Origin of the sequence: Streptomyces kanamyceticus, from assembly GCF_008704495.1 — a bacterium.
In the GTDB taxonomy this organism is placed as follows: Bacteria; Actinomycetota; Actinomycetes; order Streptomycetales; family Streptomycetaceae; genus Streptomyces; species Streptomyces kanamyceticus.
Genome location: NZ_CP023699.1, coordinates 1,721,882 through 1,745,527 on the forward strand (window position 1 = coordinate 1,721,882; position 23,646 = coordinate 1,745,527).

The following is a 23,646-nucleotide window of genomic DNA, read 5'->3' on the forward strand; positions in this document are numbered from 1 at the left end:
GCTTCCGAAGATCAGTTACGTTCCTCGTCACGGGAGGGGCGGGCTCACCGTCCGCCCCGACCGGCGCGTTCACCCCATGGAGAGGATGGCCCATGTCGCAGTCCGCGTCCGACGAGGACCCCAAGTTAACGCGAGTCGTGGAGGCGGTCCGGGGCGGCAGGCGGTATCGGAGCGTGACCGACCAGGCCGTTCGCCGACTGGCCAGAGCGGCACTCGCTGTGGAGGGCGGCGACGTCACCAGGGCCACCAAGCGGACCAAGCGCGGACTCCACGAGGTCTTCGGCGCCTTCATGCCGATGACGCCCAAGTACGAGGCGCTGCTGCGCGATGTGCGGGAGGCCGTCGAGCTCGATGACCCGGAGGCGATCCGCACCGCCCTGAAACCCGCCCTCGGCGCCCACTCCTCCACCAGGGAGCGGCTCCCCATCCTCACGGAAATGTACGCCGAGGTCTTCGACCGCCTCGACACCGCCCCCGCCACCGTGCGCGACCTGGCCTGCGGGATGAACCCGCTGACCGTCCCCTGGATGCCGCTGCCCGCCGGGACGACCTACCTCGCCTCCGACATCGACCACCGTCTGATGGACTTCGCGGGAACGGTGCTCACCGCTCTCGGAGTCCCCAACCGGGTAGAGGTGCGGGACCTGTTGACGGACCCGGATCCCGAACCGGCCGACGTCACCTTCCTGTTCAAGGCCGTCCCCTGCCTTGAGGCACAGGGCAAGGGCCTCGGCTGGAAGCTGCTCGACCAGATCAATTCCCCCGTCCTGGTGGTGAGTTTCCCCACCAAGACCCTGGGCCGCCGCTCCAGGGGCATGTACCAGACCCATTCCGCGGAATTCGCCCGGCGCGTCGCCGAACGGCCCTGGAAGTGCGACGAGATCGAGTTCGGCGACGAACTCGTCTACGTGGTCACGAAGGGCTGACGACGGGCAGGAGCCGTTCCCACGAGGCGAGGGCGCCGGACCAGAACCCATTGGGCTGAACTAGGCAAGATGGAGGTACAGCGTGCGCGTACTCCGGCTCACCCCGTTCTACCACCACGACTGTGTGGACAGCTGGCCCGCCGAGTTCGACGCGGTGGGCGGCATGCAGGTACAGATCCTGCGGATGTCCCGCGCCCTGGCCGAGTTGGGGGTGCGCCAGCAGGTGCTCACCGTCGGCTTCCCCGGTCTGCCCAGAGTGCGGCGCGACTCCGAGAACCTGGTGGTGCGGATCACCAGGGCCCCGCTGCCCAGGCTGCGCTCCAGGATCACCGGCCTGGTCGGCCTCAACCAGGCGTGGCTGGCCGCCGCGCTCACCGAATGCGTGAAACTGCGGCGCCGCTGGCCCGCCGACCTGATCCAGGTCCATCTGGACGGCCAGCTCTGGGCGTTGCTCGCGGGACCGGTCGCCGCCCGCCTGGTGGGCGTGCCGTACACGGTCACCGTGCACTGCTCGCGGCTGGCGGTGTATCAGCCCATGTCCACCGTCGACCGCATCCAGCACCCCTTGGTGACCGCCGTCGAGCGCTGGGCGCTGCGCCGTGCGGCCGGGATCACCACGCTGACCGAGCGGACCGCCACGGTGCTCGCCGCCGAACTGGGCGCGGCCCAGAGGGTGATCGACGTGGTGCCCGACGCGGTCGACCCCGATCGGGCCGAGGCCGCGCCCGCCGAGGTCGAGCGGCTGAAGAAGCGTTTCGGCCTGCCGCAGGAGGGCGGTCCCGTCATCGGATTCGTCGGCCGGATCGCCCACGAGAAGGGCTGGCGCCACGCCGTCCAGGCGGTGGCCGAACTCGCGGACGCGGGCCGGGACTTCACCTTCCTCGTCGTCGGAGACGGACCGCAGCGGGCCGACATGGAGGCGGCGGTGGCCGAGGCCGGTCTCACCGACCGGTTCGTCTTCACCGGGTTCCTGCCCAACGACGAGATCCCCGCCGTGATGACCGCCCTGGACGTCCTCCTGATGCCGTCCGTGCACGAGGAGTTGGGCGGCAGCGCCGTCGAGGCCATGCTCGCGGGAACGCCGGTGGCCGCCTACGGGGTCGGCGGCCTGTGCGACACCGTGGGCAAGGTGACCCCGTCCTTGCTGGCCGCGCCCGGCCAGGTGGCCGAACTCGCGCGGACGGTCAAGCGGGTACTCGACGATCCCGCGCCGGTCCTGGCCGAATTGCGTGCCGGACGGGAGTGGCTCGCGGACGAGTTCGGTGTCCACCACGCGGCCGGTCTCGCGTTGGCCCACTATGAGCGGGTACTCGGCAAAGAACGGTAGCCGTACGACACCCGACGTCCTGTTCGACTTGTTCTACGACAGCTGATCTGGAGTATGCGTGAGGCAGGACTGGCAGCACTTGGACGAGTCCGACGTACGGGTCCGACCGGGACGGCGTAGTTCCCGCCCGCGCAGCAAGAACCGCCCCGAGCACGCCGACGCCCGGTCCGCCATGGTGGTCGGGGTCGATCGCGGCCGGTGGACCTGCGTCCTGGACTCCGACCCCGAGAGCCGGATCACCGCGATGCGCGCCCGCGAACTGGGCCGCAAGTCGGCGGTGATAGGCGACCGCGTCGACGTGATCGGCGACCTGTCCGGCAAGCCGGGCACCCTGGCCCGCATGGTCCGGGTCGCCCGGCGCGACAGCGTCCTGCGGCGCACCGCCGACGACACGGACCCCTACGAGCGGGTGGTGGTCGCCAACGCGGAACAGCTGGTGATCGTCTGCGCGTTGGCGGCGCCGCAGCCGCGCGCCGGTTTCATCGACCGTGCCCTGGTGGCGGCCTACGCGGGCGGTCTGCGGCCGGTGCTCTGCCTGACCAAGGCGGACCTGAAGGGCCCCGAGGACGTGGTGAGCACCTACGCCCATCTGGATCTGCCGATCGTGGTCACGCGCTCCGACCGCGCCCCGGACGCCCTGCGCGAGCAGCTGGCCGGGCGCGTCTCGGCCCTGGTCGGACACTCCGGAGTCGGCAAGTCCACGCTGATCAACATCCTGATCCCGCAGGCCCGGCGGGTCACCGGTGAAGTGAGCGCGATCGGGAAGGGCCGCCACACGTCCACCTCGGCCGTCGCCCTGCCGCTGCCGGACGGCGGCTGGGCCGTGGACACCCCCGGCATCCGCTCCTTCGGGCTTGCCCACGTCACGTCCGACGACGTCCTCGACGCCTTCCCCGACCTGAGCGACGGCGCGGAGGACTGCCCGTCCGGCTGCCGTCATCTGGGCGCCCCGCACGACTCGGGATGCGGCCTGGAGCGCCTGAGCGAAGCCGATCCGGCCAGGGCGCGGCGGCTGGAGTCGCTGCGCCGCCTGCTGCGCTCGCACGCGGGCATCGAAGAGGAGTGACCACCGTGACCACCTCGTGGTCCACCATGGGGACATGAGCCGACTGACCCACATCAGCGCCCCCGAGGGCGTCGCCCCCGCCACCGCCTACACCCACGTCGTGATGGGCACGGGCCGATTCGTCGCGATATCCGGCCAGTTGGCCCTGGACGAGGACGGCAAGCTGGTCGGCGAGGGCGACGCGGCGGCGCAGGCCCACCAGGTCTTCGAGAACCTGCGGCGCTGCCTGACCGCGGCGGGCGCGACGTTCGACGACGTCGTGAAGCTGACGTACTTCGTGACGGACATGGCGCACATGCGGGCGATCCGCGGCGCGCGGGACGCCTTCCTTGACCCCGAGCGGCTGCCCGCTTCCTCGGCGGTGCAGGTGGGCGCGCTGGTCGCGCCCGAGTATCTGATGGAGATCGAGGCGTTCGCGGTGGTGGCCGAGTAGGCGCGCGCCGACCGCCCCCGACCTCACTCCGGCAGCCGCGCCAGGGCCGCCGAGGCCGCCGCCGCGAGGCGGGGATGGGCCCGCGCCGCGGTCAGCACCGGTCTCGCCCGGGGGTCCCCGAGCGCGCCCAGGCCCTCCACACAGGCGAGCGCGATCTTGCCGAACGGGTCGTGCGGGGCGAGGCGCCGCCGCAGCGTCGTGATCAGCGCGGGCGCCGACTCCGGGGCGCGCAGCTCCGTCAGGAGGCGCACCGGGTGCAGGGCGTAGGCGACGCGGAGTTCGTTCGTCGCCAGGGCGGCCGCCGCGCGCGCGGTGCGGGGGTCGCCGAGCCTGGCCAGGGCGTACGCCGCCGCCGCGCAGCGCGGCGCGTCCCGGTGGTTGAGGAGCAGGACGAGCGATTCGAAGGCCCGGCGGTCCCCGGCGACGCCGAGCAGGACCGCCGCCAACTCCCTTGTCCACAAGGGCTGTCCCGGCGAGACGAGCACCTCGGCGAGCTCCTCGAGGTCACCGGTCGCGACCAGCCGCTCGTACTCCTTCGAGCCCCCCGCCTCGGCGCGTAAACGTTCCGTCACCGTCCGCAACTCCTCATCCATGGCCGCGAGCCTAACCGCCGATCCCTCCCGGCGACGTAGATCACAAACACTGAGGGCTGGCGCGCTCGTTACTCGCCGGTTAATCTCATGTGAGCGGGGCACACTCCCCGTAGCACCTCCCTTTCCCGCGGTGGCCTGGTGACGCAGCCACTGTGGGCAGCTTGTCGGTTCGGTACTTCAGGTACCGCTGCACCACCTCGTACGACGTGGCTCCGGGACAGAGCCCGTCGGCTTCTCACCGGGCGTGCCCTTCGCGCCGCCCGGACACGACACGCACCACTTTCCGCACGCCGTACGGCAGTTGCCGCCTGCGCGTGCGCCCCTCAGTCGTCACTCTCTTCCTGGAGTCCACGCATGGACGCTCCCTTGAACACCGTCGCCGTCATCGGTCTGGGCACGATGGGCACCGGCATCGCCGAGGTCCTGGCCCGCGCGGGCCGCGAGGTCATCGGCATCGACATCAGCCAGGCGGCGGCCACCCGGGCGGTGACGGCCCTGGAGACCTCCACGGCCCGCGCGGTGCGGCGCGAGCGCCTCACCGATGAGGAGCGGCGCGGCATCCTGGCCCGCTTCCGCACCTTCACCGATCTGCAGGCCGCGGCCGACGTCGACCTGGTGATCGAGGTCGTCCCCGAGTCGTACGAGATCAAGCAGCGGATCGTGCGTGAACTCGACGCCGTGGTCCGCCCCGAGACGATCATCGCGACCGGCACCAACGCGCTGTCCGTCACCCGGCTCGCCGCCGAGTCGGCGCGCCCCGAGCGCGTGCTCGGCCTGCACTTCTTCAACCCCGCGCCCGCGATGAAGCTCGTCGAGATCGTCTCGTCCGTGCTCACCGCGCCCGCCGCCGTCGCCGCGGTCACCGAGCTCGCGTACGCCCTGGGCAAGGAGCCCGTCGCGGTCGGCGACCGGCCCGGCTTCGTCGCCGACGGGCTGCTCTTCGGCTACCTCAACCAGGCCGCCGCGATGTACGAGGCGAAGTACGCCTCCCGCGAGGACATCGACGCCGCGATGAAGCTGGGCTGCGGCCTGCCGATGGGCCCGCTCGCGCTGCTCGACCTGATCGGCGTGGACACCGCCCGCACGGTCCTCGACGCCATGTACGCCGAGTCCCACGACCGCCTGCACGCCCCCGCGCCGGTCCTCAAGCAGCTCAGCGAGGCGGGCCTGACCGGGCGCAAGTCGGGGCGCGGCTTCTACACGTACGCCGAGCCGGGCAGCACGGAGGTGGTGCGCGACGCGCTGACCCCGCCGGAGGGCGAGCGGAGCGTCCCGAGCCGTGCCGTGCGCGCGGTCGGTGTGGCGGGCTCCGGCACGATGGCGTCCGGCATCGCCGAGGTCTTCGCCAAGGCGGGCTACGACGTGGTGCTCGCCGCACGCAGCGAGGAGAAGGCGCAGCTCGCCAGGGCCCGTATCGGCAAGTCCCTCGCGCGCTCGGTGGAGAAGGGGCGGATCACCGCCGAGTCGGCGGCGGAGACCCTGGAGCGGATCACCCCGGCCGGTTCGTACGAGGCGTTCGCCGATGTCGATCTGGCCCTGGAGGCCATCGCGGAGGACCTGGACGTCAAGCAGCAGCTGTTCGCGACGCTCGACAAGGTCTGCAAGCCCGGCGCGATCCTGGCGACCACGACGTCCTCGCTGCCGGTCGTCGCCTGCGCCCGCGCCACCTCGCGCCCGCGTGACGTGATCGGCATGCACTTCTTCAACCCGGCCCCGGCGATGAAGCTGGTCGAGGTGGTGCGCACCGTGCTGACCTCGGACGAGGTGCACGCCACCGTCCGTGAGGTCTGCGCGGCGATCCGCAAGCACCCGGTGGACTGCGGCGACCGCGCGGGCTTCATCGTGAACGCGCTGCTCTTCCCGTACCTGAACAACGCGATCAAGATGGTCCAGGAGCACTACGCCACGCTGGACGACATCGACGCCGCGATGAAGCTGGGCGGCGGCTACCCCATGGGGCCCTTCGAGCTCCTCGACGTGGTCGGCCTCGATGTCTCGCTCGCCATCGAGAAGGTCCTGCACCGCGAGTTCCGCGACCCGGGCCTGGCCCCGGCGCCGCTGCTCGAACACCTGGTGGCCGCGGGCTGCCTCGGCCGCAAGACGGGGCGTGGCTTCCGCGAATATGCCCGGCGCTGAGCCGGCCGAGGACCGCCTGGACTCCGCGACGGACTGGGGCGGGCTGCTCGAACCCTCGGGCGGCCCTCTCCCACACGAGCACCGTGCTGCGCATATGCAGTACGTTCGTGGCATGTCCAAGGCCGCCAAGTCCTCACGCAACGCCAGCCCCGACGCTCCGGAGAGCGCCGCGGGCAGCCGTGCCGCCGCCCAACGCCTCAAGATGCGCAGGGAGCTGGCTGCGGCGGCCATGGAGCTCTTCGCGACCAAGGGGTACGAGGCGACGACGGTCGACGAGATCGCCGCCGCCGCGGGCGTCGCCCGCCGGACCTTCTTCCGGCACTTCCGCTCCAAGGAAGAGGCGATCTTCCCCGACCACGACGACACCCTGGTCCGCGCGGAGGAGGTGCTGAACGCCGCACCGGCGCACGAGCACCCGCTCGACACGGTGTGCCGCGGCATCAAGGAAGTCATGAAGATGTACGCGGCCTCGCCCGCGGTCTCCGTGGAGCGCTACCGGCTGACCCGTGAGGTGCCCACGCTGCGCGAGCGCGAGATCGCCTCCGTGGCCCGCTACGAACGGCTGTTCACGCGGTATCTGCTCGGCCACTTCGATGAGCAGGCGCACCACGACGGCAACGACGACCCGCTGCTCGCCGAGGTCGCCGCCTCCGCGGTGGTCACCGCCCACAACCACGTCCTGCGCCGCTGGCTGCGGGCGGGCGGCCAGGGCGACCTGGAGGCCCACCTGAACCACGCGTTCGGCATCGTCCGGCTCACCTTCGGCACCGGGATCGGCGCGGGCCGCTCCTCGGCACCGGCCACCGCCCCCGCCACGGTCTCCGCGCAGGGCGAGGTCCTGGTCACCGTGGCCCGTACGGACGCGCCGCTCGACGAGGTCATGCGGACGATCGAGAAAGCCCTCCGCGAGCGGGCCTCATAGTCCGCTTTTCGACCGATTCGTCCTTGGCTTTTCAGGGGGCGCTACCCGCCGGTAGCGCCCCCTTCGGCATGCCGCTACCCCCTCTGACCTGCACTGATCGATCATCGGTCAAAAACTCATGGCACTCAGTGCCTTGCCCCTTGGCACCTGGTGTCATACGTTGATGTTGTCCGGGCGGCCGGCGTGCAGAGATCATCCGTACGTCGGCTGTCCCCTCAAGCCACGGCTTGTACGCCCGGACGCCTGCGTCACAGGCACCTCTCGCGCCCCACCACGGCGCCGCCGAGCACCACCCTTCGCCGAACCGACGGCACACCTCCACCCAGCACCACAAGCACCCCGACGTATCCCTCAAGACAGCGCTCCCGCAGGGCGCTTCTTCGCCGGAGGCATCACCGTGAAGGAAATCCTGGACGCGATTCAGTCGCAGGACGCACAGTCCGCCGACTTCGCCGCTCTCCCCCTGCCCGACTCGTACCGCGCGATCACCGTGCACAAGGACGAGACGGAGATGTTCGCGGGCCTGGACACCCGCGACAAGGACCCCCGCAAGTCCCTCCACCTGGACGACGTGCCGGTGCCCGAACTCGGCCCCGGTGAAGCCCTGGTGGCCGTGATGGCCTCCTCGGTGAACTACAACTCCGTGTGGACCTCGATCTTCGAGCCGCTGTCGACCTTCGGCTTCCTGGAGCGCTACGGCAAGGTCAGCGAGCTCACCAAGCGCCACGACCTGCCGTACCACGTCATCGGCTCCGACCTGGCGGGCGTCGTGCTGCGCACCGGGCCCGGCGTGAACTCCTGGAAGCCGGGCGACGAGGTCGTCGCGCACTGCCTGAGCGTCGAGTTGGAGTCGAGCGACGGCCACAACGACACGATGCTCGACCCCGAGCAGCGCATCTGGGGCTTCGAGACGAACTTCGGCGGCCTCGCCGAGATCGCGCTCGTCAAGTCCAACCAGCTCATGCCCAAGCCGGGCCACCTGAGTTGGGAGGAGGCCGCCGCTCCCGGGCTCGTGAACTCCACCGCGTACCGCCAGCTCGTCTCGCGCAACGGCGCCGACATGAAGCAGGGCGACAACGTGCTGATCTGGGGCGCGAGCGGCGGACTCGGCTCCTACGCCACGCAGTTCGCGCTCGCCGGCGGCGCCAACCCGATCTGTGTGGTCTCCAGCGAGCAGAAGGCCGACATCTGCCGCTCCATGGGCGCCGAGGCGATCATCGACCGCAGCGCCGAGGGCTACCGGTTCTGGAAGGACGAGCGCACCCAGGACCCCAAGGAGTGGAAGCGCTTCGGCAAGCGCATCCGCGAGTTCACCGGCGGCGAGGACATCGACATCGTCTTCGAGCACCCCGGCCGCGAGACCTTCGGCGCCAGCGTCTACGTCACCCGCAAGGGCGGCACCATCACCACCTGCGCCTCCACCTCGGGCTACATGCACGAGTACGACAACCGCTACCTGTGGATGTCCCTCAAGCGCATCATCGGCTCCCACTTCGCCAACTACCGCGAGGCCTGGGAGGCCAACCGCCTGATCGCCAAGGGCAAGATCCACCCCACCCTCTCCAAGGTCTACTCCCTCGAAGAGACAGGCCAGGCGGCCCACGACGTCCACCGCAACGCCCACCAGGGCAAGGTCGGCGTGCTCGCCCTCGCGCCCAAGGAGGGCCTGGGCGTGCGCGACCCGGAGCTGCGGGCCCAGCACATCGACGCCATCAACCGTTTCCGCAACGTCTGAACCGAGCTAGGAGCAGCGGAGCATGACAGAGCGTCAGAAGGACCGGCCGTGGCTCATGCGGACGTACGCCGGTCACTCCACGGCGGAGGCGTCCAACGAGCTGTACCGGCGCAACCTCGCCAAGGGGCAGACGGGCCTCTCGGTCGCGTTCGACCTGCCCACGCAGACCGGCTACGACCCCGACCACATCCTCGCCCGCGGCGAGGTCGGCCGGGTCGGCGTCCCGGTCTCGCACCTGGGTGACATGCGGCGGCTGTTCCAGGACATCCCCCTGGACCGGATGAACACCTCGATGACGATCAACGCCACCGCCATGTGGCTTCTGGCGCTCTATCAGGTGGTCGCGGAGGAGCAGGGCGCGGACATCACCCAGCTCCAGGGGACGACGCAGAACGACATCGTCAAGGAGTACCTCTCGCGCGGGACGCACGTCTTCCCGCCGGGCCCCTCCCTGCGGCTGACCACCGACATGATCACGTACACGGTGGCCCACATCCCCAAGTGGAACCCGATCAACATCTGCAGCTACCACCTCCAGGAGGCGGGGGCCACACCGGTCCAGGAGATCGCGTACGCGATGTCCACCGCCATCGCGGTCCTCGATGCCGTACGCGACTCCGGGCAGGTCCCCGAGGAGAAGTTCGGGGACGTCGTGGCCCGCATCTCCTTCTTCGTGAACGCGGGCGTCCGCTTCATCGAGGAGATGTGCAAGATGCGGGCGTTCGGGCGGATCTGGGACCAGATCACGCGCGAGCGGTACGGCATCGAGAACCCGAAGCAGCGCCGGTTCCGCTACGGCGTGCAGGTCAACTCCCTGGGCCTGACCGAGGCCCAGCCGGAGAACAACGTCCAGCGGATCGTGCTCGAAATGCTGGCCGTCACCCTCTCCAAGGACGCACGCGCGCGTGCCGTGCAACTCCCGGCCTGGAACGAGGCGTTGGGACTGCCCCGCCCCTGGGACCAGCAGTGGTCCCTGCGCATCCAGCAGGTCCTCGCGCACGAGAGCGACCTCCTGGAGTACGAGGACATCTTCGCGGGCTCGCACGTCATCGAGAAGAAGGTCGACGAGCTGGTCACCGACTCGCTCACCGAGATGGACCGGATCCAGGAGATGGGCGGCGCGATGGCCGCCGTCGAGTCCGGCTACCTCAAGTCCCAGCTCGTCTCCTCGCACGCCGAGCGCAGGGCCAGGATCGAGGCGGGCCACGAGAAGATCGTCGGCGTGAACGTGTACGAGTCGACCGAGACCAACCCTCTCACCGCCGACCTGGACGCCGCGATCATGACGGTGGACCACGCCGTCGAGGCGAAGGTCGTGCGGGCCATCGGCGACTGGCGCACCACGCGTCAGGAGTCCTCGGACCGCCAGGGCATGGGCGACCCGTTCCACTACCCGACCACGGGGCAGGCCCTGGAGCGCCTCAAGGAGGCGGCCGCGGGTACGGAGAACCTCATGGAGGCCACCCTGGAGTGCGCCCGCGCCGGGGTCACGACCGGCGAGTGGTCAGGGGCCCTGCGCGAGGTGTTCGGCGAGTTCCGGGCCCCCACCGGAGTCTCGTCGGCGCCGGTCGCGGTGGCCGCGGAGGAGGGCTCGCCGATGGCCGAGGTCCGCCGCAAGGTCGCCCTGACCGGCGAGGAACTCGGCGGCAAGCTCCGCCTCCTTGTCGGCAAGCCGGGCCTGGACGGCCACTCCAACGGCGCCGAGCAGATCGCCGTGCGCGCCCGCGACGCCGGGTTCGAGGTGGTCTACCAGGGCATCCGGCTCACCCCGGAACAGATCGTGTCCGCCGCGCTCGCCGAGGACGTGCACTGCGTCGGCCTGTCGATCCTCTCCGGGTCACACGCCGAGCTGGTGCCCGACGTCCTCGTCCGGATGCGCGAGGCGGGCGCCACCGACGTCCCCGTGATCGTCGGTGGCATCATCCCCAACGCCGACGCCGAGGACTTGAAGCGTGCGGGTGTGGCCGCCGTGTTCACGCCCAAGGACTTCGGCATCACGGAGATCATCGGCCGTATCGTCGACGAGATCCGGAAAGCGAACAAGCTCGACCCTCTGGAGGTCCCCGCATGACCGCGCCCATCAACCGTCTCCGTCCCCGCCGCTCGTGTCTGGCGGTCCCGGGTTCGAACCCGCGCTTCCTGGAGAAGGCCCAGGGTCTGCCCGCGGACCAGGTCTTCCTGGACCTGGAGGACGCCTGCGCGCCGCTCGCCAAGCCGGAGGCCCGGCACACCATCGTGAAGTTCCTCAACGAGGGCGACTGGACGGGCAAGACGCGGGTGGTGCGCGTCAACGACTGGACCACCGAGTGGACGTACCGCGACGTCGTCACGGTCGTCGAGGGCGCGGGCCAGAACCTCGACTGCATCATGCTGCCGAAGGTGCAGACGGCCGACCAGGTCGTCGCGCTCGACCTGCTCCTGACCCAGATCGAGAAGACCATGGGCTTCGAGGTCGGCAAGATCGGCATCGAGGCGCAGATCGAGAACGCCCAGGGCCTCAACAACGTCAACGCGATCGCCGAGGCGTCCCAGCGCGTCGAGACGATCATCTTCGGCCCGGCCGACTTCATGGCGTCGATCAACATGAAGTCCCTGGTCGTCGGCGAGCAGCCGCCCGGGTACCCGGCCGACGCCTACCACTTCATCCTGATGAAGATCCTGATGGCCGCCCGTGCCAACAACCTCCAGGCGATCGACGGCCCCTACCTCCAGATCAAGAACGTCGACGGCTACCGCGAGGTCGCGAACCGCGCCGCGGCGCTCGGCTTCGACGGCAAGTGGGTCCTGCACCCCGGCCAGGTCGAGGCGGCCAACGAGGTCTTCTCGCCCTCGCAGGAGGACTTCGACCACGCCGAGCTGATCCTGGACGCGTACGAGTACTACACGTCCGAGGCGGGCGGAAAGAAGGGCTCGGCGATGCTCGGCGACGAGATGATCGACGAGGCGAGCCGGAAGATGGCGCTCGTCATCTCCGGGAAGGGCCGTGCGGCGGGTATGCAGCGCACGTCCACGTTCGAGGCCCCGGAGGCGTAAGACCATGCAGTTCGGCCGCACCTACGAAGAGTTCGAAGTCGGCGCCGTGTACAAGCACTGGCCCGGAAAAACGGTCACCGAGTACGACGACCACCTCTTCTGTCTCCTGACCATGAACCACCACCCCCTCCACATGGACAACAACTATGCGGAGAAGACGACGGACTTCGGGAAGAACGTCGTCGTGGGCAATTACATCTACTCGCTGCTGCTCGGCATGTCGGTCCCCGACGTCTCCGGCAAGGCCATCGCCAACCTGGAGGTCGAATCGCTCAAGCACGTGGCGCCGACCTTCCACGGCGACACGATCTACGGCGAGACGACGGTCCTCGACAAGACGCCTTCGAAGTCCAAGAGCGACCGCGGGATCGTCTACGTGGAGACCAAGGGCTACAAGCAGGACGGCACGCTGGTCTGCGTGTTCCGCCGCAAGGTGATGGTGCCCACCGAGACGTACATCAAGGAGCGCGGCGGCGAGCAGCCCGGCCGCCCGGAGCTCAAGAGCCAGGAGAAGTAGCCATGAGCCGACTCGCCCAGACCGCGGGGTTGACGGACATCCAGCAGGAGATCCTGTCCACCGTCCGTGACTTCGTCGACAAGGAGATCATTCCGGTCGCGACGGAACTCGAGCACCGTGACGAGTACCCGCAGCAGATCGTGGACGGCCTCAAGGAGTTGGGCCTGTTCGGGCTCATGATCCCTGAGGAGTACGGCGGCCTCGGCGAGTCGCTGCTCACCTACGCGCTGTGCGTCGAGGAGATAGCGCGCGGCTGGATGTCGGTGTCCGGCATCATCAACACCCACTTCATCGTGGCCTACATGCTCAAGCAGCACGGCACGCAGGAGCAGAAGGAGACGTTCCTGCCTCGCATGGCGGCGGGCGAGGTGCGCGGCGCGTTCTCCATGTCGGAGCCGGGACTCGGCTCAGATGTGTCGGCCATCACGTCGAAGGGCGTCAAGGACGGGGACGACTACGTCCTCAACGGCCAGAAGATGTGGTTGACGAACGGCGGCACGTCCACTTTGGTGGCCGTCCTGTGCCGAAGTGACGAAGGACACCCCGAGGGCACGGCGCCCCACAAGTCGATGACCACGTTCCTTGTCGAGAAGGAGCCCGGTTTCGGAGAGGTCCGGCCGGGCCTCACCATCCCCGGCAAGATCGACAAGATGGGTTACAAGGGCGTCGACACCACCGAACTCATCATGGACGGGCTACGCATTCCGGCCAATCGTGTGCTCGGCGGGGCCACCGGCCGAGGGTTTTACCAAATGATGGACGGCGTCGAAGTCGGCCGCGTCAATGTGGCGGCGCGTGGTTGCGGCGTCGCACAGCGTGCATTTGAGCTCGGTGTCTCTTATGCCCAGCAACGCCACACTTTCGGCAAGCCGATCGCCCAGCATCAGGCGATTCAGTTCAAGCTGGCGGAGATGGCTACCAAGGTCGAGGCCGCCCATGCGATGATGGTCAATGCCGCACGCAAAAAGGACTCCGGGGAGCGAAACGACCTCGAAGCAGGGATGGCGAAGTACCTCGCCTCCGAGTACTGCAAGGAAGTCGTGGAGGACGCGTTCAGGATTCACGGCGGTTACGGCTTCTCGAAGGAGTACGAGATCGAGCGCCTCTACAGGGAGGCTCCGATGCTGTTGATCGGTGAAGGTACCGCCGAGATCCAGAAAATGATCATTGGTCGTCGACTGCTCGAAGAGTATCGATTCCAGGGCTAGATGCCCGGTTTGGGGCGTTTTCTTCGCGAAGAAGATCACACCCTGTCAACACTCTTCGGCCGTCGACTCGGCTTCCTGGCTTGCCCAGTTGTGGCTCGCAACCGATAGCATCCGGAGAAAGCCGCCGTCCCCCATTCACTGCGCGGCATCATCCGCTACGAAGGTCATCCATGCCCCACAGCCAAACCTCTGCACCACGCGACGGCATTCTTCAGGGACGCCTTGCTCGCGGAGCATCGCCGTGGCTCCTGCCGACCGTCGCCACCGCGGCACTCAGCCTCGCCCGCGCGCGCCGCTCCAAGGGCGCCGCGGCCGTCGCCGTGCCCGCCACCGCGCTGGCGGCGGGCATGCTGTGGTTCTTCCGCGACCCCGAGCGCGAGATCGCCCAGGGCCGGGTCATCTCTCCCGCCGACGGCGTGGTGCAGAGCATCATGCCGTGGAAGGACGGGCGCACCCGCGTCGCCATCTTCATGAGCCCGCTGAACGTCCACGTCAACCGCGCGCCCCTCGCGGGCACGGTGACGTCCGTGGAGCACATCCCCGGCGGGTTCGTCCCGGCGTTCAACAAGGAGAGCGAGAACAACGAGCGCGTTGTCTGGCACTTCGACACCGAGCTCGGCGACATCGAGATGATCCAGATCGCGGGCGCGGTCGCGCGACGCATCGTGCCCTACGTGCCGCAGGGATCGAAGGTGGAGCAGGGCGAGCGGATCGGCCTGATCCGCTTCGGCTCCCGCGTCGACATCTACCTCCCCGAGGGTGTCGAGGTGGACGTCGAGGTCGGTCAGAAGACCGTGGCTGGGGTGACTCGCATTGACCGTGGTTGATCCTGAGACACAAGCGGGCTGGGTGCCCGAGGCCGCGGAGGACGAGGCCGACGAGGAGATGCCTCTCTCGCTGCGCCTCTCAATAGCGGACACCCTCACGCTCGGTAACGCGACGTGCGGGTTCATGGCGGTGTACTTCACCACCACGGGCATCCTCATCCCGCACCTGCAAGGCAGCAACGAGAGCGGCATGGCGCGGCACTCCGCCGCGACCGCCGTGATCCTGATGCTCTGCGCGGCCGTCTTCGACCTGTTCGACGGGCTCGTGGCGCGCAAGCTGCGGTCCTCGCCGATGGGCGCCGAGCTCGACAACCTGTCGGACCTGATCAGCTTCGGTCTGGCACCGGCGTACTTCGTCCTCGTCTACGGCATGGTCGCCGACGACGCGCACCAGCGGGTGGCGGCGGTCGGCGCGATCGTCGTGCTGTTGGCGGTGGTGCTGCGGCTTGCGCGGTTCTCGTGCGTGACCGTGAAGGACGGCACCTTCCAAGGCATGCCATCGCCCTTCGGCGCGCTCACGGTGGTCTCGATCGTGCTCCTGGAGCTGCCCTTCGTGGCGACGCTCCTGGCGATCATCGGCACGGCCTGGCTCATGGTCAGCCGCGTCGAGTACCCGAAGCCGCGCGGTCCCCTCGCGGTGGCCATGCTCTCGTGGATCGTCGCGGCCATGGGGCTGCTCGCGGCCTGGGCGTTCGACGCTCCCGGCGGGCAGCTGCTCCTGCAGACGGGCTGCGCGCTCCAGGTCGTCCTCGGCGCGGTGATCCCCCTCTTCGCCACGGCTCGACGGTTGAACAACTTCCGCGACAATCGGCGCGAGGCGCGTGCGGCGCAGTTGCCTTAGCGGCGCTTGAGCAGTGTTTGTGGGGCCCGGACCGATTGGTCCGGGCCCCCTTTGCTTGCGTCTGTCGCCCTTCGGGCTCGTCCTCAAACTCCCCCAAGCTCTTAAGGAGCAGGGAGGGGCCCCCTCGACGGGCTATTAATCACCAGTACCTTCACGTGGTCGTCCGGGTGGGTCAGGGTCTCCATCGCCGCGCCGACCTCCCCGAAGCCCACCTCCGCCGTGATCAGCTCCGCCGCGTCCACCCTGCCGTCCGCGATCCGCTCCAGCGTGCGGGCGAATTCCTCCGGCGGGTACTCCATGCACATGGTCACCGTGATGTCCTTGCAGATGCCGACCACGGGGCGGAAGACGTCCTCCGTCATGCAGGCGCCGATCAGCAGGATCCGGGTGGAGCGCGGGGCGCGGTGCAGGATGGTGTTCAGCATGCCCGGTTTGCCAGAGCACTCGTACACGGTCAGTGACTGGCCGGATTCGCGCGCCGCGCGCCACACGTCGAAGGGGTCGCGCACCGCCGGGTCCACCACCGTGTGCGCCCCGAAGCGGGCCGCAAGGGCCCTGCGGCGCGGGGAGGGCTCCGATACGACGAGGGGGGCGATGCCCCGCTCGGCGAGGGCCGCCGTGGCGCCGAGGCCGATGGGGCCCGCTCCGATGACCAGGGCGCCCGTGCCGGGGGCCTGGGCCGCGCGGGCGACGTTGCCGAAGCCGACGGCGAGCGGCTCGGTGAGGGCCGCGACGCGCGGCGGCACGTGGTCGGGGACGGGGACGAGGGCGGCCTCCTGGAGCGTCACGCGCTCGCCGAAGCCGCCGGGGAAGTGCGTCGAGTAGCCGATGGTGCGCAAGGTGCCCGAGGGGTCGAGGGCCCAGGGCAGGCCGACCACGACCTTGCCCTGCCACTCCCCCGGGCTCAGCACCCGCGCGCACAGCTCGTGGCCCATCACGAGGTCCTGCTCGGGGTCGAAGAGGAACGCCTTCGTGCCCGAGTCCCGCCAGGCCGCGAGGAAGTCATCGGTGTGCCGGACCGCCGAGAGGTCCGAGCCGCAGATGCCGGTGGCCAGCGTCTCGGCGACGACCTGTCCTGGGCCGGGGGCGGGCGGTTCGGGGACCTCGGCCTCGACGAAGCGTCCCGCGCGCAGCACCGCCGCCCTCATCGCGCCTCCCCGACGGCGGCGTCGACGGCCGCGCGCATCGCGCCCAGGAAGCGCTCGCTGTTGGCGCGGGCCCAGGCCATGGACTCCTCGCGGGCCCGGTTGGCGCCGGTGAAGTGCGGCACCACGTACTCGGCGAAGAGCTCGTAGCTGCGCCGCTTGGCCTCCGGTGTGCCGGTCGGCAGGTCGAGCAGGAGCAGGGTGCCGAAGCCGCCGGAGGCCTCGGCCAGCGCCTCGATCCGGGCGATGGCGTCCGCCGGGGTGCCGATGGTCGCGACGCCGAAGACCGGGATGCCCTCGCCGGTCCAGCGGTCGAGCGCGTCCCGCTCGGTGCGGCCCCACGGCAGCGTCGTGTCCGACAGGCCCTCGATGTAGCGGACCAGGTCGAGGACGCCGTACGCGGCCTGGGCGCGGGCCTCGGCGGCGGTCTCGGCGAGGTGCATCGGCACCACGAGCCGCCAGGCGGCGCGGTCCGCGGTGTGGCCGTGCTCGGCGCAGGACTTCTCGTACGCGGCCCAGTTCCCGGTCAGCGCGGCGAGCCCCGCGGGGTCGGCGGCCGCCAGCGAGAGCAGCCCGATGCCGTGCCGTCCGGCCTGCACCGCGCCCGAGGGCGAGACCGCGGAGGCGACCGCGAGCCCGACGCCCTCAGGGCGGTGGGAGCGCAGCTGGAGGCGCGCCTCGGCCAGTTCGAACCAGTCCGTGCGCATCGTGACGGTCTCGCCGCGCAGCAGCCGTACGACGGCCTCCAGGGCCTCGGCCATCATGGCGCGCTGCCGCAGCGGGTCGATGCCCATCATGAAGGCGTCGGAGGCCAGCTGTCCGGGGCCCGCGCCCAGCATCACGCGCCCCATGGTCTGGTGGTCGAGCTGGCGGATGCGGTCCGCGAGGATCAGCGGGTGGTGGTAGGGCAGGGAGTTCACGCCGGTGCCGAGCCTGATCCGGCGCGTGTGCTCGGCCGCCGCCGCGATGAACACCTCGGGCGACGCGATCGTCTCGTACCCGGCGGAGTGGTGCTCGCCGATCCACGCCTCGTCGAAGCCGAGGCCGTCGAGGTGGCGCACCAGGTCGAGGTCGCGGCGGAGCAGGAGTGCGGGGCTGGAGCCGAGCCCGTGGTAGGGCGCCAGGAAGGTGCCGAAACGGGTGGGCGGGAGCGGGACGGGGCCCTGGTGATCCATGCGTACGCCTTCCGTGGGCGATGACACTGGACGTAACATCGAGCACTCGAATTCTTACGTCCTATACCGGGGCGCCGAAGAGGTCAACAGGCAAGCAGGGGAGGGACGTTGGAGAGGCCACGCACCCGTCGCCGCGCGGACGGCTCCCCCAGCGCGCGGACGCTGCTGCTCACGGTGCTCGGCGAGTACGTGCGCTACGCGGGCGACGCGCGCGTCTGGTCCCGTGCCGTCGTGGACGCGCTCGGCGCCTGCGGGACGGGCGAGACGGCGACCCGGCGGGCGATCACCCGACTCGTCCAGGAGGGCTGGCTGCGCACGGAGTCGACGGGGCGGTGGACCGCGCTCGTGTTCGAGCCCCGCCTGGTCGCGCTCCTCACGGCCTGGACGCACCGCCTTGAGCGCGCGGTCCAGGAGACGCCGTGGCACGGCGAGTGGCAGCAGCTGCTGCTGCGCGGTCCCGCGCACGACCGGGCGCTGGTGGCGGAGCAGCTGGCCTTCGAGGGGTTCGGGCGGCTGGCACCCGGTGGCTGGATCGCGGCGGACGCGGGGGGTGTGGGCGCCCTCAAGGAGCTGCTGCGGGAACAGGGCCTCGCCCCGCACGCGACGTGGCTGGTCTCGCGCGCCGACGACGACGGCGAACTGGTCGCCCGCGCCTGGGACCTGGCGGCGGTGCGGGCCGCGCACGAGGAGTTCGTCGGCCGTTTCGACGGGCCGCGTGCGGCGTCGGACGAGGAGGCGTTCGTGCTGCGCACCCGGCTCGTGCACGCGTGGCGCGGCACGTTCGAGCGGGACCCCCGGCTGCCCGGGGTACTCCTGCCGTCCGGGTGGCCGGGCCTGGTGTCGACGAAGCTGTTCATCGACACGTGGCGCGCGCTGCGGGCCCCGGCCGACCGCTACTGGCGGGAGCTGGCGCGGGACCCGCGGGGGTGCGGGAAACGGCCGCCGGACAGGCCCTAGGGCTGTCCGGCGGATCAGGGCGCGCTCGGGTGGCGACCACCCGTCCGGTGCGGGCGAGCGGAGTCCGGTGCGTGCAGCCGCAAGGCGGAGGAGGGCGGCAACGCAGTGGGGCCTCCCCTGCTCAAGCGGAGCCGAGAGCTTGGGGGAGCGCGTGCCAGACCCCGCGACAGCGCCATGCTCCGCCGGACACGCCCTAGACGGTGAGCAGGTCCTGGAAGGCGCCCGTCGATTCCGTCACGGATCTGCCGAAGGGCGCGTCGAAGCTCCAGACGAGGAAGAGCAGGAAGGCGATCAGGGCGCTGAAGGTCCCGGCGAGCAGCAGCTCCCTCGACGAGCGCCTGATCTGCAGCATGAAGATCAGGCCTACGGTGACGATCGCCCCGGCGACGAGGCCGAACCAGACCACCCCGGGCAGTGTCGCCTCCGCGTTGTCGGCGCGGGCCCTGCGCGCCTCGTCGGCGGCGGCCACCTGGTCGAGCAGCGGCTGGTAGGTCTGCGCCTCCAGATCGTTGGCGGGCTCGCGCTCGGCGATGTCCTGGCGCAGGGTGTCCAGCAGCTCTGTGCCCCGGTCGGTCAGTTCGTGGCGTTCGATCATGTGCGGCCACTCCACGGCCGTCACGTGCCGCGTGTAGCGCCGCACGTCCTGCTGGATGCGGTCCTCGGTGGCGGCCGGGTAGATCTTGGCGCGGCTGCTGATCTCGTGCAGCGCCTGGGCCTCCTGGCGGGTGCCGTCCTCGGCGGCGCCGCGGGCCTCCCAGACGCCCGCGATGGCGAGTCCGAGGACGATCGCGTAGACGACGCCGACCATCATCACCATGTACTCGATGACGTCCGGTGTCTGACTCGGGTCATCGTCCTCGGGCACGCGGCGTTGCCTGAGAACGGTGACGGTCAGAACGACCGCGCAGGCCAGCGCCATGGCGACGGCGAGTACGAGCCATTCCGTCACGAAGATCCTCCGGAGTGGGAGTGGGAACGGGAAGCGGCGCCCGAGCGGGAGCCCGAGCGCGGCCGCAGCATCGCCGCGGCGAGGACCGCCGGGGTGGTGACGACCATCGTGGTGGTGACCACGGACCGCCCCACCGGGGGTTCGGGGCCTTCGGCGGGGCGGTAGTGCGGCGCGGGGAAGGAGGGGTCCGACGGCGGCCCGGGCACGGGCGGTCTGCGGGGCCGCGCGGGCTCCAGGCGTACGGGGATGACGAGTTCCCGCACGCGGGGCGCGGCGGGGGCCGGGGCCGGTGCGGCGGGGTGGGCGCGGGGCGGCGGCGCGGGCGGCGCGGGGGCCGGTGGCGGATGCCGGTGCGGCGGGGAACCGGGGTGCGGCGCGGCGGCGGGTCCTGGCGCGGGCCCGACGGCGACGGTGACCTCGGCGTCCGGCGGATCCGGCAGGTCCGGCAGCTCCGGCAGGTCCGGGCGGCAGATCCCCACGTCGCCGGTCAGGGCCACGCCGAGCGCCTCGACGTGCGCGGCGACGGACGCGCCGGCCACCGGGCACAGGGTCGCGGCGATGCCCAGGCCCCCGACGCCGAGACCCGCCCACCCCGTCAAGATCGACTCCTCTTCACGTCCTGAAGAAACGATCAAGTCGAGGGTCGGATACGGGGACTTCAGGACAGCCGTCGCGCAACGACGGCGAGGCCCCGCCAGGGTGTGGCGGGGCCTCGCTGAACGTACGAAAGAAGTGGCGTCTCGTCAGGACAGTCAGGACAGGAAGTCCCTGGCGATTCCCTCCGCCACCGTCTCCAGGATGGGGCCCGCCTCCGCGATGCAGCGCGCCACGTCGGGCTCGACGTCGGTGAGGGCGTACGCGCGGCGGATGCCCGCCTTGCCGAGGACCTCGGGGGCGAGGGCCAGGCGGCCGCAGACCGCGACGACCTCGATGCCCGCGGCCCTGGCCGCGGCGGCCACCCCCGCGGGTGCCTTGCCGTGCAGGGTCTGCTCGTCGAGCGAGCCCTCGCCGGTGATGACGAGGGTGGCCCGCGCCAGGGCGGGCGCGAAGCCGAGCACGTCGAGCATGACCTCGATGCCGGGCCGGAAGCCCGCCCCGAGCCCGACGAGCGCGCCGTACCCGATGCCGCCCGCGGCGCCGGCGCCCGGCGACTGCGCGTACTCGGCGGCCTTGGGTCCCATCGCCTTCTCCAGGACCGTGGCGAAGTGCGCGAGGGCCGCGTCGAGGGCCTCGACGTCGGCCGGGGACGCGCCCTTCTGCGGGCCGTAGACGGCGGGCGCGCCCTTCGGTCCGGTCAGCGGGTTGTCGACGTCGCTGGCGAGGACGATCTCGACGTCCTTCAGGCGCGGGTCGAGCCCCGCCAGATCGGCGCTCGCGAGGTCCTTCAGCGGGCCTCCGCCGGGCGCGACGGGCTCGCCGTCCGCGGCCAGGAAGCGCGCGCCGAGCGCGGCCAGCATGCCCGCGCCGCCGTCGGTCGTGGCGCTGCCGCCGACGCCGAAGACGATCGTGCGGGCGCCCGCGTCGAGGGCCGCGCGCAGCAGCTCTCCGGAGCCGTACGTCGTGGACGTGAGCGGCGCGAAGACGCCGTCGGGGAGCAGCTGCAGGCCGGAGGCCTCGGCCATCTCCACCACGGCGGTGCCGTCCTTGAACGCGTACGCGGCGGTCACCGTGTCACCGAGCGGCCCGGTCACCCGTGCCTCGCGGCGCTCGAAGCCGCCCGCGACGGCCGCGGCGACCGTGCCGTCGCCGCCGTCGGCGACGGGCAGCGCCTCGACCGGCACGCCGGGGGCGACCCGGTGGAGCCCGGCCTTCACCCGCTCGGCGACCTGGACGGCCGTGAGCGAACCCTTGAACTTGTCCGCGGCGATGAGTACACGCTGCGCGTTCCCGCGCCGTGCGTCGTTGCGCTCAGCCTGAGCCTGCCGCTCGCTTCCCGCCGTCCCTGCAGCGTCCGCCACCTTGGATTCCCCTTGCTTTCCGGGCCTTGCTCGCGTCAAGGCAGTCGCGCCGCTGCGACCATAACCGCAGGAGGGGCTCCCTGCCCATGGCCGCCCTTCGCCCGGGACGGCGTGCCCCGGTGAAAAATGACCCTTAATCGCCCCATAGTGGTGCGTCATGAGCACGGAAATGATCGATCAGCCCCTCCCCGACGAGGGCCCGCCGGGCCCGCCGTCCACCGGCCGGGACCCCGATGGCGGCTCGCCGTCGGACGGCACACCGGACTACGCCGTCATCGGCATCGGCGTGGTCGCCGTTCTCGCGGTGGTCGCCTGGGCGGCGATCGGCAAGAAGTCCTTCGAGAGCGCGTCGAGCACGGCCCTTGCCTGGGTCCTGGAGAACTTCGCCTGGCTGTTCGTGATCGCCGCGGACATCTTCCTGGTCCTGTGCGTGGTCATCGCGGTCTCCAGGTTCGGCCGGATCAGGCTCGGCAAGGACGACGCGCGGCCCGAGTTCACCAATCTCGCGTGGATCGCAATGATGTTCAGCGCGGGCATGGGCATCGGCCTGATGTTCTACGGCGTCGGTGAGCCCCTCACCCACTATCTGAACCCGCCGCCGTCCAGTGCCGCCGAGCCGCGCACGGGCGGCGCCGCGCGGACCGCCCTGGAGTACTCCTTCTTCCACTGGACGCTCACCCCCTGGGCGATCTACGGCATCGCGGGCCTCGCGCTCGCCTACGCGGGCTTCCGCAAGGGCCGCGGCAACCGTCTCAGCGCGGTCTTCGTGCCCCTGATCGGCGCCCGGCGCGCGGCGGGCTGGCCGGGCCGTCTCATCGATCTGCTCGCGCTCTTCGCCACCGTCTTCGGCACCGCGACCAGCCTCGGCGTGGGTGCGCTCCAGGTCGCCACCGGGCTCAACCTCACGACGGGCGCGGAGAATTCGACCGCGCTCCAGCTGATCATCATCGTCTCGCTCGGCGCGGCCTTCGTGATCTCCGCGTTCTCCGGGGTGCACAAGGGCGTGAAGTGGCTCAGCACCCTCAACCTCGCGCTCGCCGCCTGTCTGATGCTGTTCGTCTTCGTGCTCGGTCCTACCGTCTACATCCTGGACGCGATCCCGGCCAGCCTCGGCGGCTACCTCCACCAGCTCCTGCCGATGGCCTCGCGCACCGGCGCCTTCACCGACAGCGGCTGGCTCGGCGCGTGGACGATCTTCTACTGGGCGTGGTGGCTGTCGTGGGCGCCGTTCGTCGGCACGTTCATCGCGCGGATCTCCCACGGCCGTACGATCCGTGAGTTCCTGATCGGCGTGCTGCTCGTGCCGAGCGGCGCCACCGTCTTCTGGTTCTGCGTGATGGGCGGCACCGGCATCCGCCTGGACTCCACCGGCAAGGTCGACATGGCCGAGAAGGTCAAGGAGGGCCCGGAGTCCTCGCTCTTCGCGATGCTGGACGCGCTGCCGCTCGGCACGGTCACCTCGTGGGTCGCGATGATCCTCGTCATGACGTACTTCGTCACGAGCGCCGACTCGGCCTCCCTGGTGATGGGCTCCCTCAGCAGCCGCGGCTCGCTGCACCCGCCGACCTGGCTGGTCGTCACCTGGGGCGTCCTGATGGCCGCGGTGGCCGCGGTACTCCTGGTCGCGGGCGGCCTCAACTCGCTCCAGAGCGCCACGATCCTGGTGGCGCTGCCGTTCGTCGTGGTGATGCTGGCACTGTGCTGGGCACTGCTCAAGGAACTGCGCCAGGACCCCGGCGCGGGCCCCGCACGCGGCCACGCGCTGCACGGCCTGCGGGACGCGGTCCGCACGATGGTCGGCGACGCGATCACGGAACAGACGCCGGAGCGTCATCCCCGGCTGCGGCGGATCGTTCGGTCGCGCAGTCAGGAGGAGGACTGAGGCGGGGGCCTCGGCG

At 70.7% G+C, this 23,646-nt stretch carries 21 protein-coding genes; 15 read left to right on the top strand and 6 right to left on the bottom strand.

Annotated elements, in window-relative coordinates; genetic code table 11:
* The first annotated feature begins 92 nt into the window (after nt 1-92).
* The 4 genes from CP970_RS06625 (at nt 93) to CP970_RS06640 (ending at nt 3,752) form a co-directional block, all read left to right on the top strand.
* Nucleotides 93-926, top strand: coding sequence for a class I SAM-dependent methyltransferase (locus tag CP970_RS06625; RefSeq protein WP_055555224.1), 834 nt, complete (start codon nt 93-95; stop codon nt 924-926).
* 82 nt (nt 927-1,008) lie between these two features.
* Nucleotides 1,009-2,253 carry a glycosyltransferase family 4 protein gene (locus tag CP970_RS06630; RefSeq protein WP_055555220.1) on the top strand — a complete coding sequence of 415 codons (1,245 nt, stop codon included), beginning with the start codon at nt 1,009-1,011 and terminating at the stop codon, nt 2,251-2,253.
* A gap of 58 nt (nt 2,254-2,311) precedes the next feature.
* Nucleotides 2,312-3,319, top strand: a complete 1,008-nt coding sequence (gene rsgA, locus CP970_RS06635; protein ID WP_055555218.1) for a ribosome small subunit-dependent GTPase A — start codon at nt 2,312-2,314, stop codon at nt 3,317-3,319.
* Nucleotides 3,320-3,353: 34 nt separating this feature from the next.
* On the top strand, nt 3,354-3,752 hold the full coding sequence (locus CP970_RS06640) for a RidA family protein (RefSeq protein ID WP_055555216.1): 399 nt from the start codon (nt 3,354-3,356) through the stop codon (nt 3,750-3,752).
* Between the two features lie 23 nt (nt 3,753-3,775).
* Here CP970_RS06640 and CP970_RS06645 read toward each other — a convergent pair whose 3' ends face one another.
* Entirely contained in the window at nt 3,776-4,345 is a 570-nt protein-coding gene (locus CP970_RS06645) for an adenylosuccinate lyase (RefSeq protein ID WP_055555214.1), read from the bottom strand.
* Nucleotides 4,346-4,699: 354 nt separating this feature from the next.
* Between CP970_RS06645 and CP970_RS06650 the strand changes: the two genes are divergently transcribed.
* From CP970_RS06650 to pssA, 9 genes are all read left to right on the top strand, one after another.
* Entirely contained in the window at nt 4,700-6,481 is a 1,782-nt protein-coding gene (locus CP970_RS06650; RefSeq protein ID WP_055555212.1) for a 3-hydroxyacyl-CoA dehydrogenase family protein, read from the top strand.
* A gap of 94 nt (nt 6,482-6,575) precedes the next feature.
* Nucleotides 6,576-7,403 carry a TetR family transcriptional regulator gene (locus CP970_RS06655; protein ID WP_191094879.1) on the top strand — a complete coding sequence of 276 codons (828 nt, stop codon included), beginning with the start codon at nt 6,576-6,578 and terminating at the stop codon, nt 7,401-7,403.
* A 391-nt stretch (nt 7,404-7,794) separates the two neighbouring features.
* Nucleotides 7,795-9,138 (top strand): crotonyl-CoA carboxylase/reductase, encoded by a 1,344-nt coding sequence (gene ccrA / locus CP970_RS06660; RefSeq protein ID WP_055555230.1) that lies wholly within the window; start codon nt 7,795-7,797, stop codon nt 9,136-9,138.
* Between the two features lie 22 nt (nt 9,139-9,160).
* Nucleotides 9,161-11,209, top strand: a complete 2,049-nt coding sequence (locus CP970_RS06665; protein WP_055555204.1) for a protein meaA — start codon at nt 9,161-9,163, stop codon at nt 11,207-11,209.
* Nucleotides 11,206-12,171, top strand: a complete 966-nt coding sequence (locus CP970_RS06670) for an HpcH/HpaI aldolase/citrate lyase family protein (protein WP_055555202.1) — start codon at nt 11,206-11,208, stop codon at nt 12,169-12,171. Before CP970_RS06665 ends, CP970_RS06670 begins: the two co-directional genes overlap by 4 nt.
* A gap of 4 nt (nt 12,172-12,175) precedes the next feature.
* A complete protein-coding gene (locus tag CP970_RS06675; RefSeq protein WP_055555200.1) occupies nt 12,176-12,688 on the top strand; it encodes a MaoC family dehydratase in 513 nt (170 codons plus the stop codon).
* Between the two features lie 2 nt (nt 12,689-12,690).
* A complete protein-coding gene (locus tag CP970_RS06680; protein ID WP_055555197.1) occupies nt 12,691-13,896 on the top strand; it encodes an acyl-CoA dehydrogenase family protein in 1,206 nt (401 codons plus the stop codon).
* A 170-nt stretch (nt 13,897-14,066) separates the two neighbouring features.
* Entirely contained in the window at nt 14,067-14,723 is a 657-nt protein-coding gene (locus tag CP970_RS06685) for a phosphatidylserine decarboxylase (protein ID WP_055555195.1), read from the top strand.
* Nucleotides 14,710-15,564, top strand: coding sequence for a CDP-diacylglycerol--serine O-phosphatidyltransferase (gene pssA, locus CP970_RS06690; protein WP_079043980.1), 855 nt, complete (start codon nt 14,710-14,712; stop codon nt 15,562-15,564). Before CP970_RS06685 ends, pssA begins: the two co-directional genes overlap by 14 nt.
* A gap of 101 nt (nt 15,565-15,665) precedes the next feature.
* Here pssA and CP970_RS06695 read toward each other — a convergent pair whose 3' ends face one another.
* Entirely contained in the window at nt 15,666-16,712 is a 1,047-nt protein-coding gene (locus CP970_RS06695; RefSeq protein WP_063806239.1) for a zinc-binding dehydrogenase, read from the bottom strand.
* On the bottom strand, nt 16,709-17,884 hold the full coding sequence (locus tag CP970_RS06700; RefSeq protein ID WP_055555189.1) for an LLM class flavin-dependent oxidoreductase: 1,176 nt from the start codon (nt 17,882-17,884) through the stop codon (nt 16,709-16,711). Before CP970_RS06700 ends, CP970_RS06695 begins: the two co-directional genes overlap by 4 nt.
* Before the next feature lie 108 nt (nt 17,885-17,992).
* Between CP970_RS06700 and CP970_RS06705 the strand changes: the two genes are divergently transcribed.
* Nucleotides 17,993-18,841, top strand: coding sequence for a PaaX family transcriptional regulator (locus CP970_RS06705; protein ID WP_055555187.1), 849 nt, complete (start codon nt 17,993-17,995; stop codon nt 18,839-18,841).
* A 193-nt stretch (nt 18,842-19,034) separates the two neighbouring features.
* Here CP970_RS06705 and CP970_RS06710 read toward each other — a convergent pair whose 3' ends face one another.
* The 3 genes from CP970_RS06710 to CP970_RS06720 form a co-directional block, all read right to left on the bottom strand.
* Nucleotides 19,035-19,790 (bottom strand): bestrophin-like domain, encoded by a 756-nt coding sequence (locus CP970_RS06710; protein WP_150493061.1) that lies wholly within the window; start codon nt 19,788-19,790, stop codon nt 19,035-19,037.
* On the bottom strand, nt 19,787-20,389 hold the full coding sequence (locus tag CP970_RS06715) for a hypothetical protein (RefSeq protein ID WP_150493063.1): 603 nt from the start codon (nt 20,387-20,389) through the stop codon (nt 19,787-19,789). The genes CP970_RS06710 and CP970_RS06715 overlap by 4 nt, the downstream gene beginning before the upstream one ends.
* A 153-nt stretch (nt 20,390-20,542) precedes the next feature.
* Nucleotides 20,543-21,658, bottom strand: coding sequence for a glycerate kinase (locus CP970_RS06720; RefSeq protein ID WP_055556945.1), 1,116 nt, complete (start codon nt 21,656-21,658; stop codon nt 20,543-20,545).
* A 247-nt stretch (nt 21,659-21,905) separates the two neighbouring features.
* On the opposite strand from CP970_RS06720, the gene CP970_RS06725 reads away from it, so the two are divergent.
* Nucleotides 21,906-23,630 (top strand): BCCT family transporter, encoded by a 1,725-nt coding sequence (locus tag CP970_RS06725; RefSeq protein WP_055556944.1) that lies wholly within the window; start codon nt 21,906-21,908, stop codon nt 23,628-23,630.
* The last annotated feature ends 16 nt before the right edge of the window (nt 23,631-23,646 follow it).

Excerpts from the sequence above, each read along its gene's own strand:
- CP970_RS06625 (WP_055555224.1), top strand. The coding sequence starts at position 93 with ATGTCGCAGTCCGCGTCCGACGAGGACCCCAAGTTAACGCGAGTCGTG.
- CP970_RS06640 (WP_055555216.1), top strand. The coding sequence starts at position 3,354 with ATGAGCCGACTGACCCACATCAGCGCCCCCGAGGGCGTCGCCCCCGCC.
- CP970_RS06645 (WP_055555214.1), bottom strand. The coding sequence starts at position 4,345 with ATGGATGAGGAGTTGCGGACGGTGACGGAACGTTTACGCGCCGAGGCG.
- CP970_RS06650 (WP_055555212.1), top strand. The coding sequence starts at position 4,700 with ATGGACGCTCCCTTGAACACCGTCGCCGTCATCGGTCTGGGCACGATG.
- CP970_RS06655 (WP_191094879.1), top strand. The coding sequence starts at position 6,576 with ATGCAGTACGTTCGTGGCATGTCCAAGGCCGCCAAGTCCTCACGCAAC.
- CP970_RS06665 (WP_055555204.1), top strand. The coding sequence starts at position 9,161 with ATGACAGAGCGTCAGAAGGACCGGCCGTGGCTCATGCGGACGTACGCC.
- CP970_RS06670 (WP_055555202.1), top strand. The coding sequence starts at position 11,206 with ATGACCGCGCCCATCAACCGTCTCCGTCCCCGCCGCTCGTGTCTGGCG.
- CP970_RS06675 (WP_055555200.1), top strand. The coding sequence starts at position 12,176 with ATGCAGTTCGGCCGCACCTACGAAGAGTTCGAAGTCGGCGCCGTGTAC.
- CP970_RS06680 (WP_055555197.1), top strand. The coding sequence starts at position 12,691 with ATGAGCCGACTCGCCCAGACCGCGGGGTTGACGGACATCCAGCAGGAG.
- CP970_RS06685 (WP_055555195.1), top strand. The coding sequence starts at position 14,067 with ATGCCCCACAGCCAAACCTCTGCACCACGCGACGGCATTCTTCAGGGA.
- CP970_RS06695 (WP_063806239.1), bottom strand. The coding sequence starts at position 16,712 with ATGAGGGCGGCGGTGCTGCGCGCGGGACGCTTCGTCGAGGCCGAGGTC.
- CP970_RS06700 (WP_055555189.1), bottom strand. The coding sequence starts at position 17,884 with ATGGATCACCAGGGCCCCGTCCCGCTCCCGCCCACCCGTTTCGGCACC.
- CP970_RS06725 (WP_055556944.1), top strand. The coding sequence starts at position 21,906 with ATGAGCACGGAAATGATCGATCAGCCCCTCCCCGACGAGGGCCCGCCG.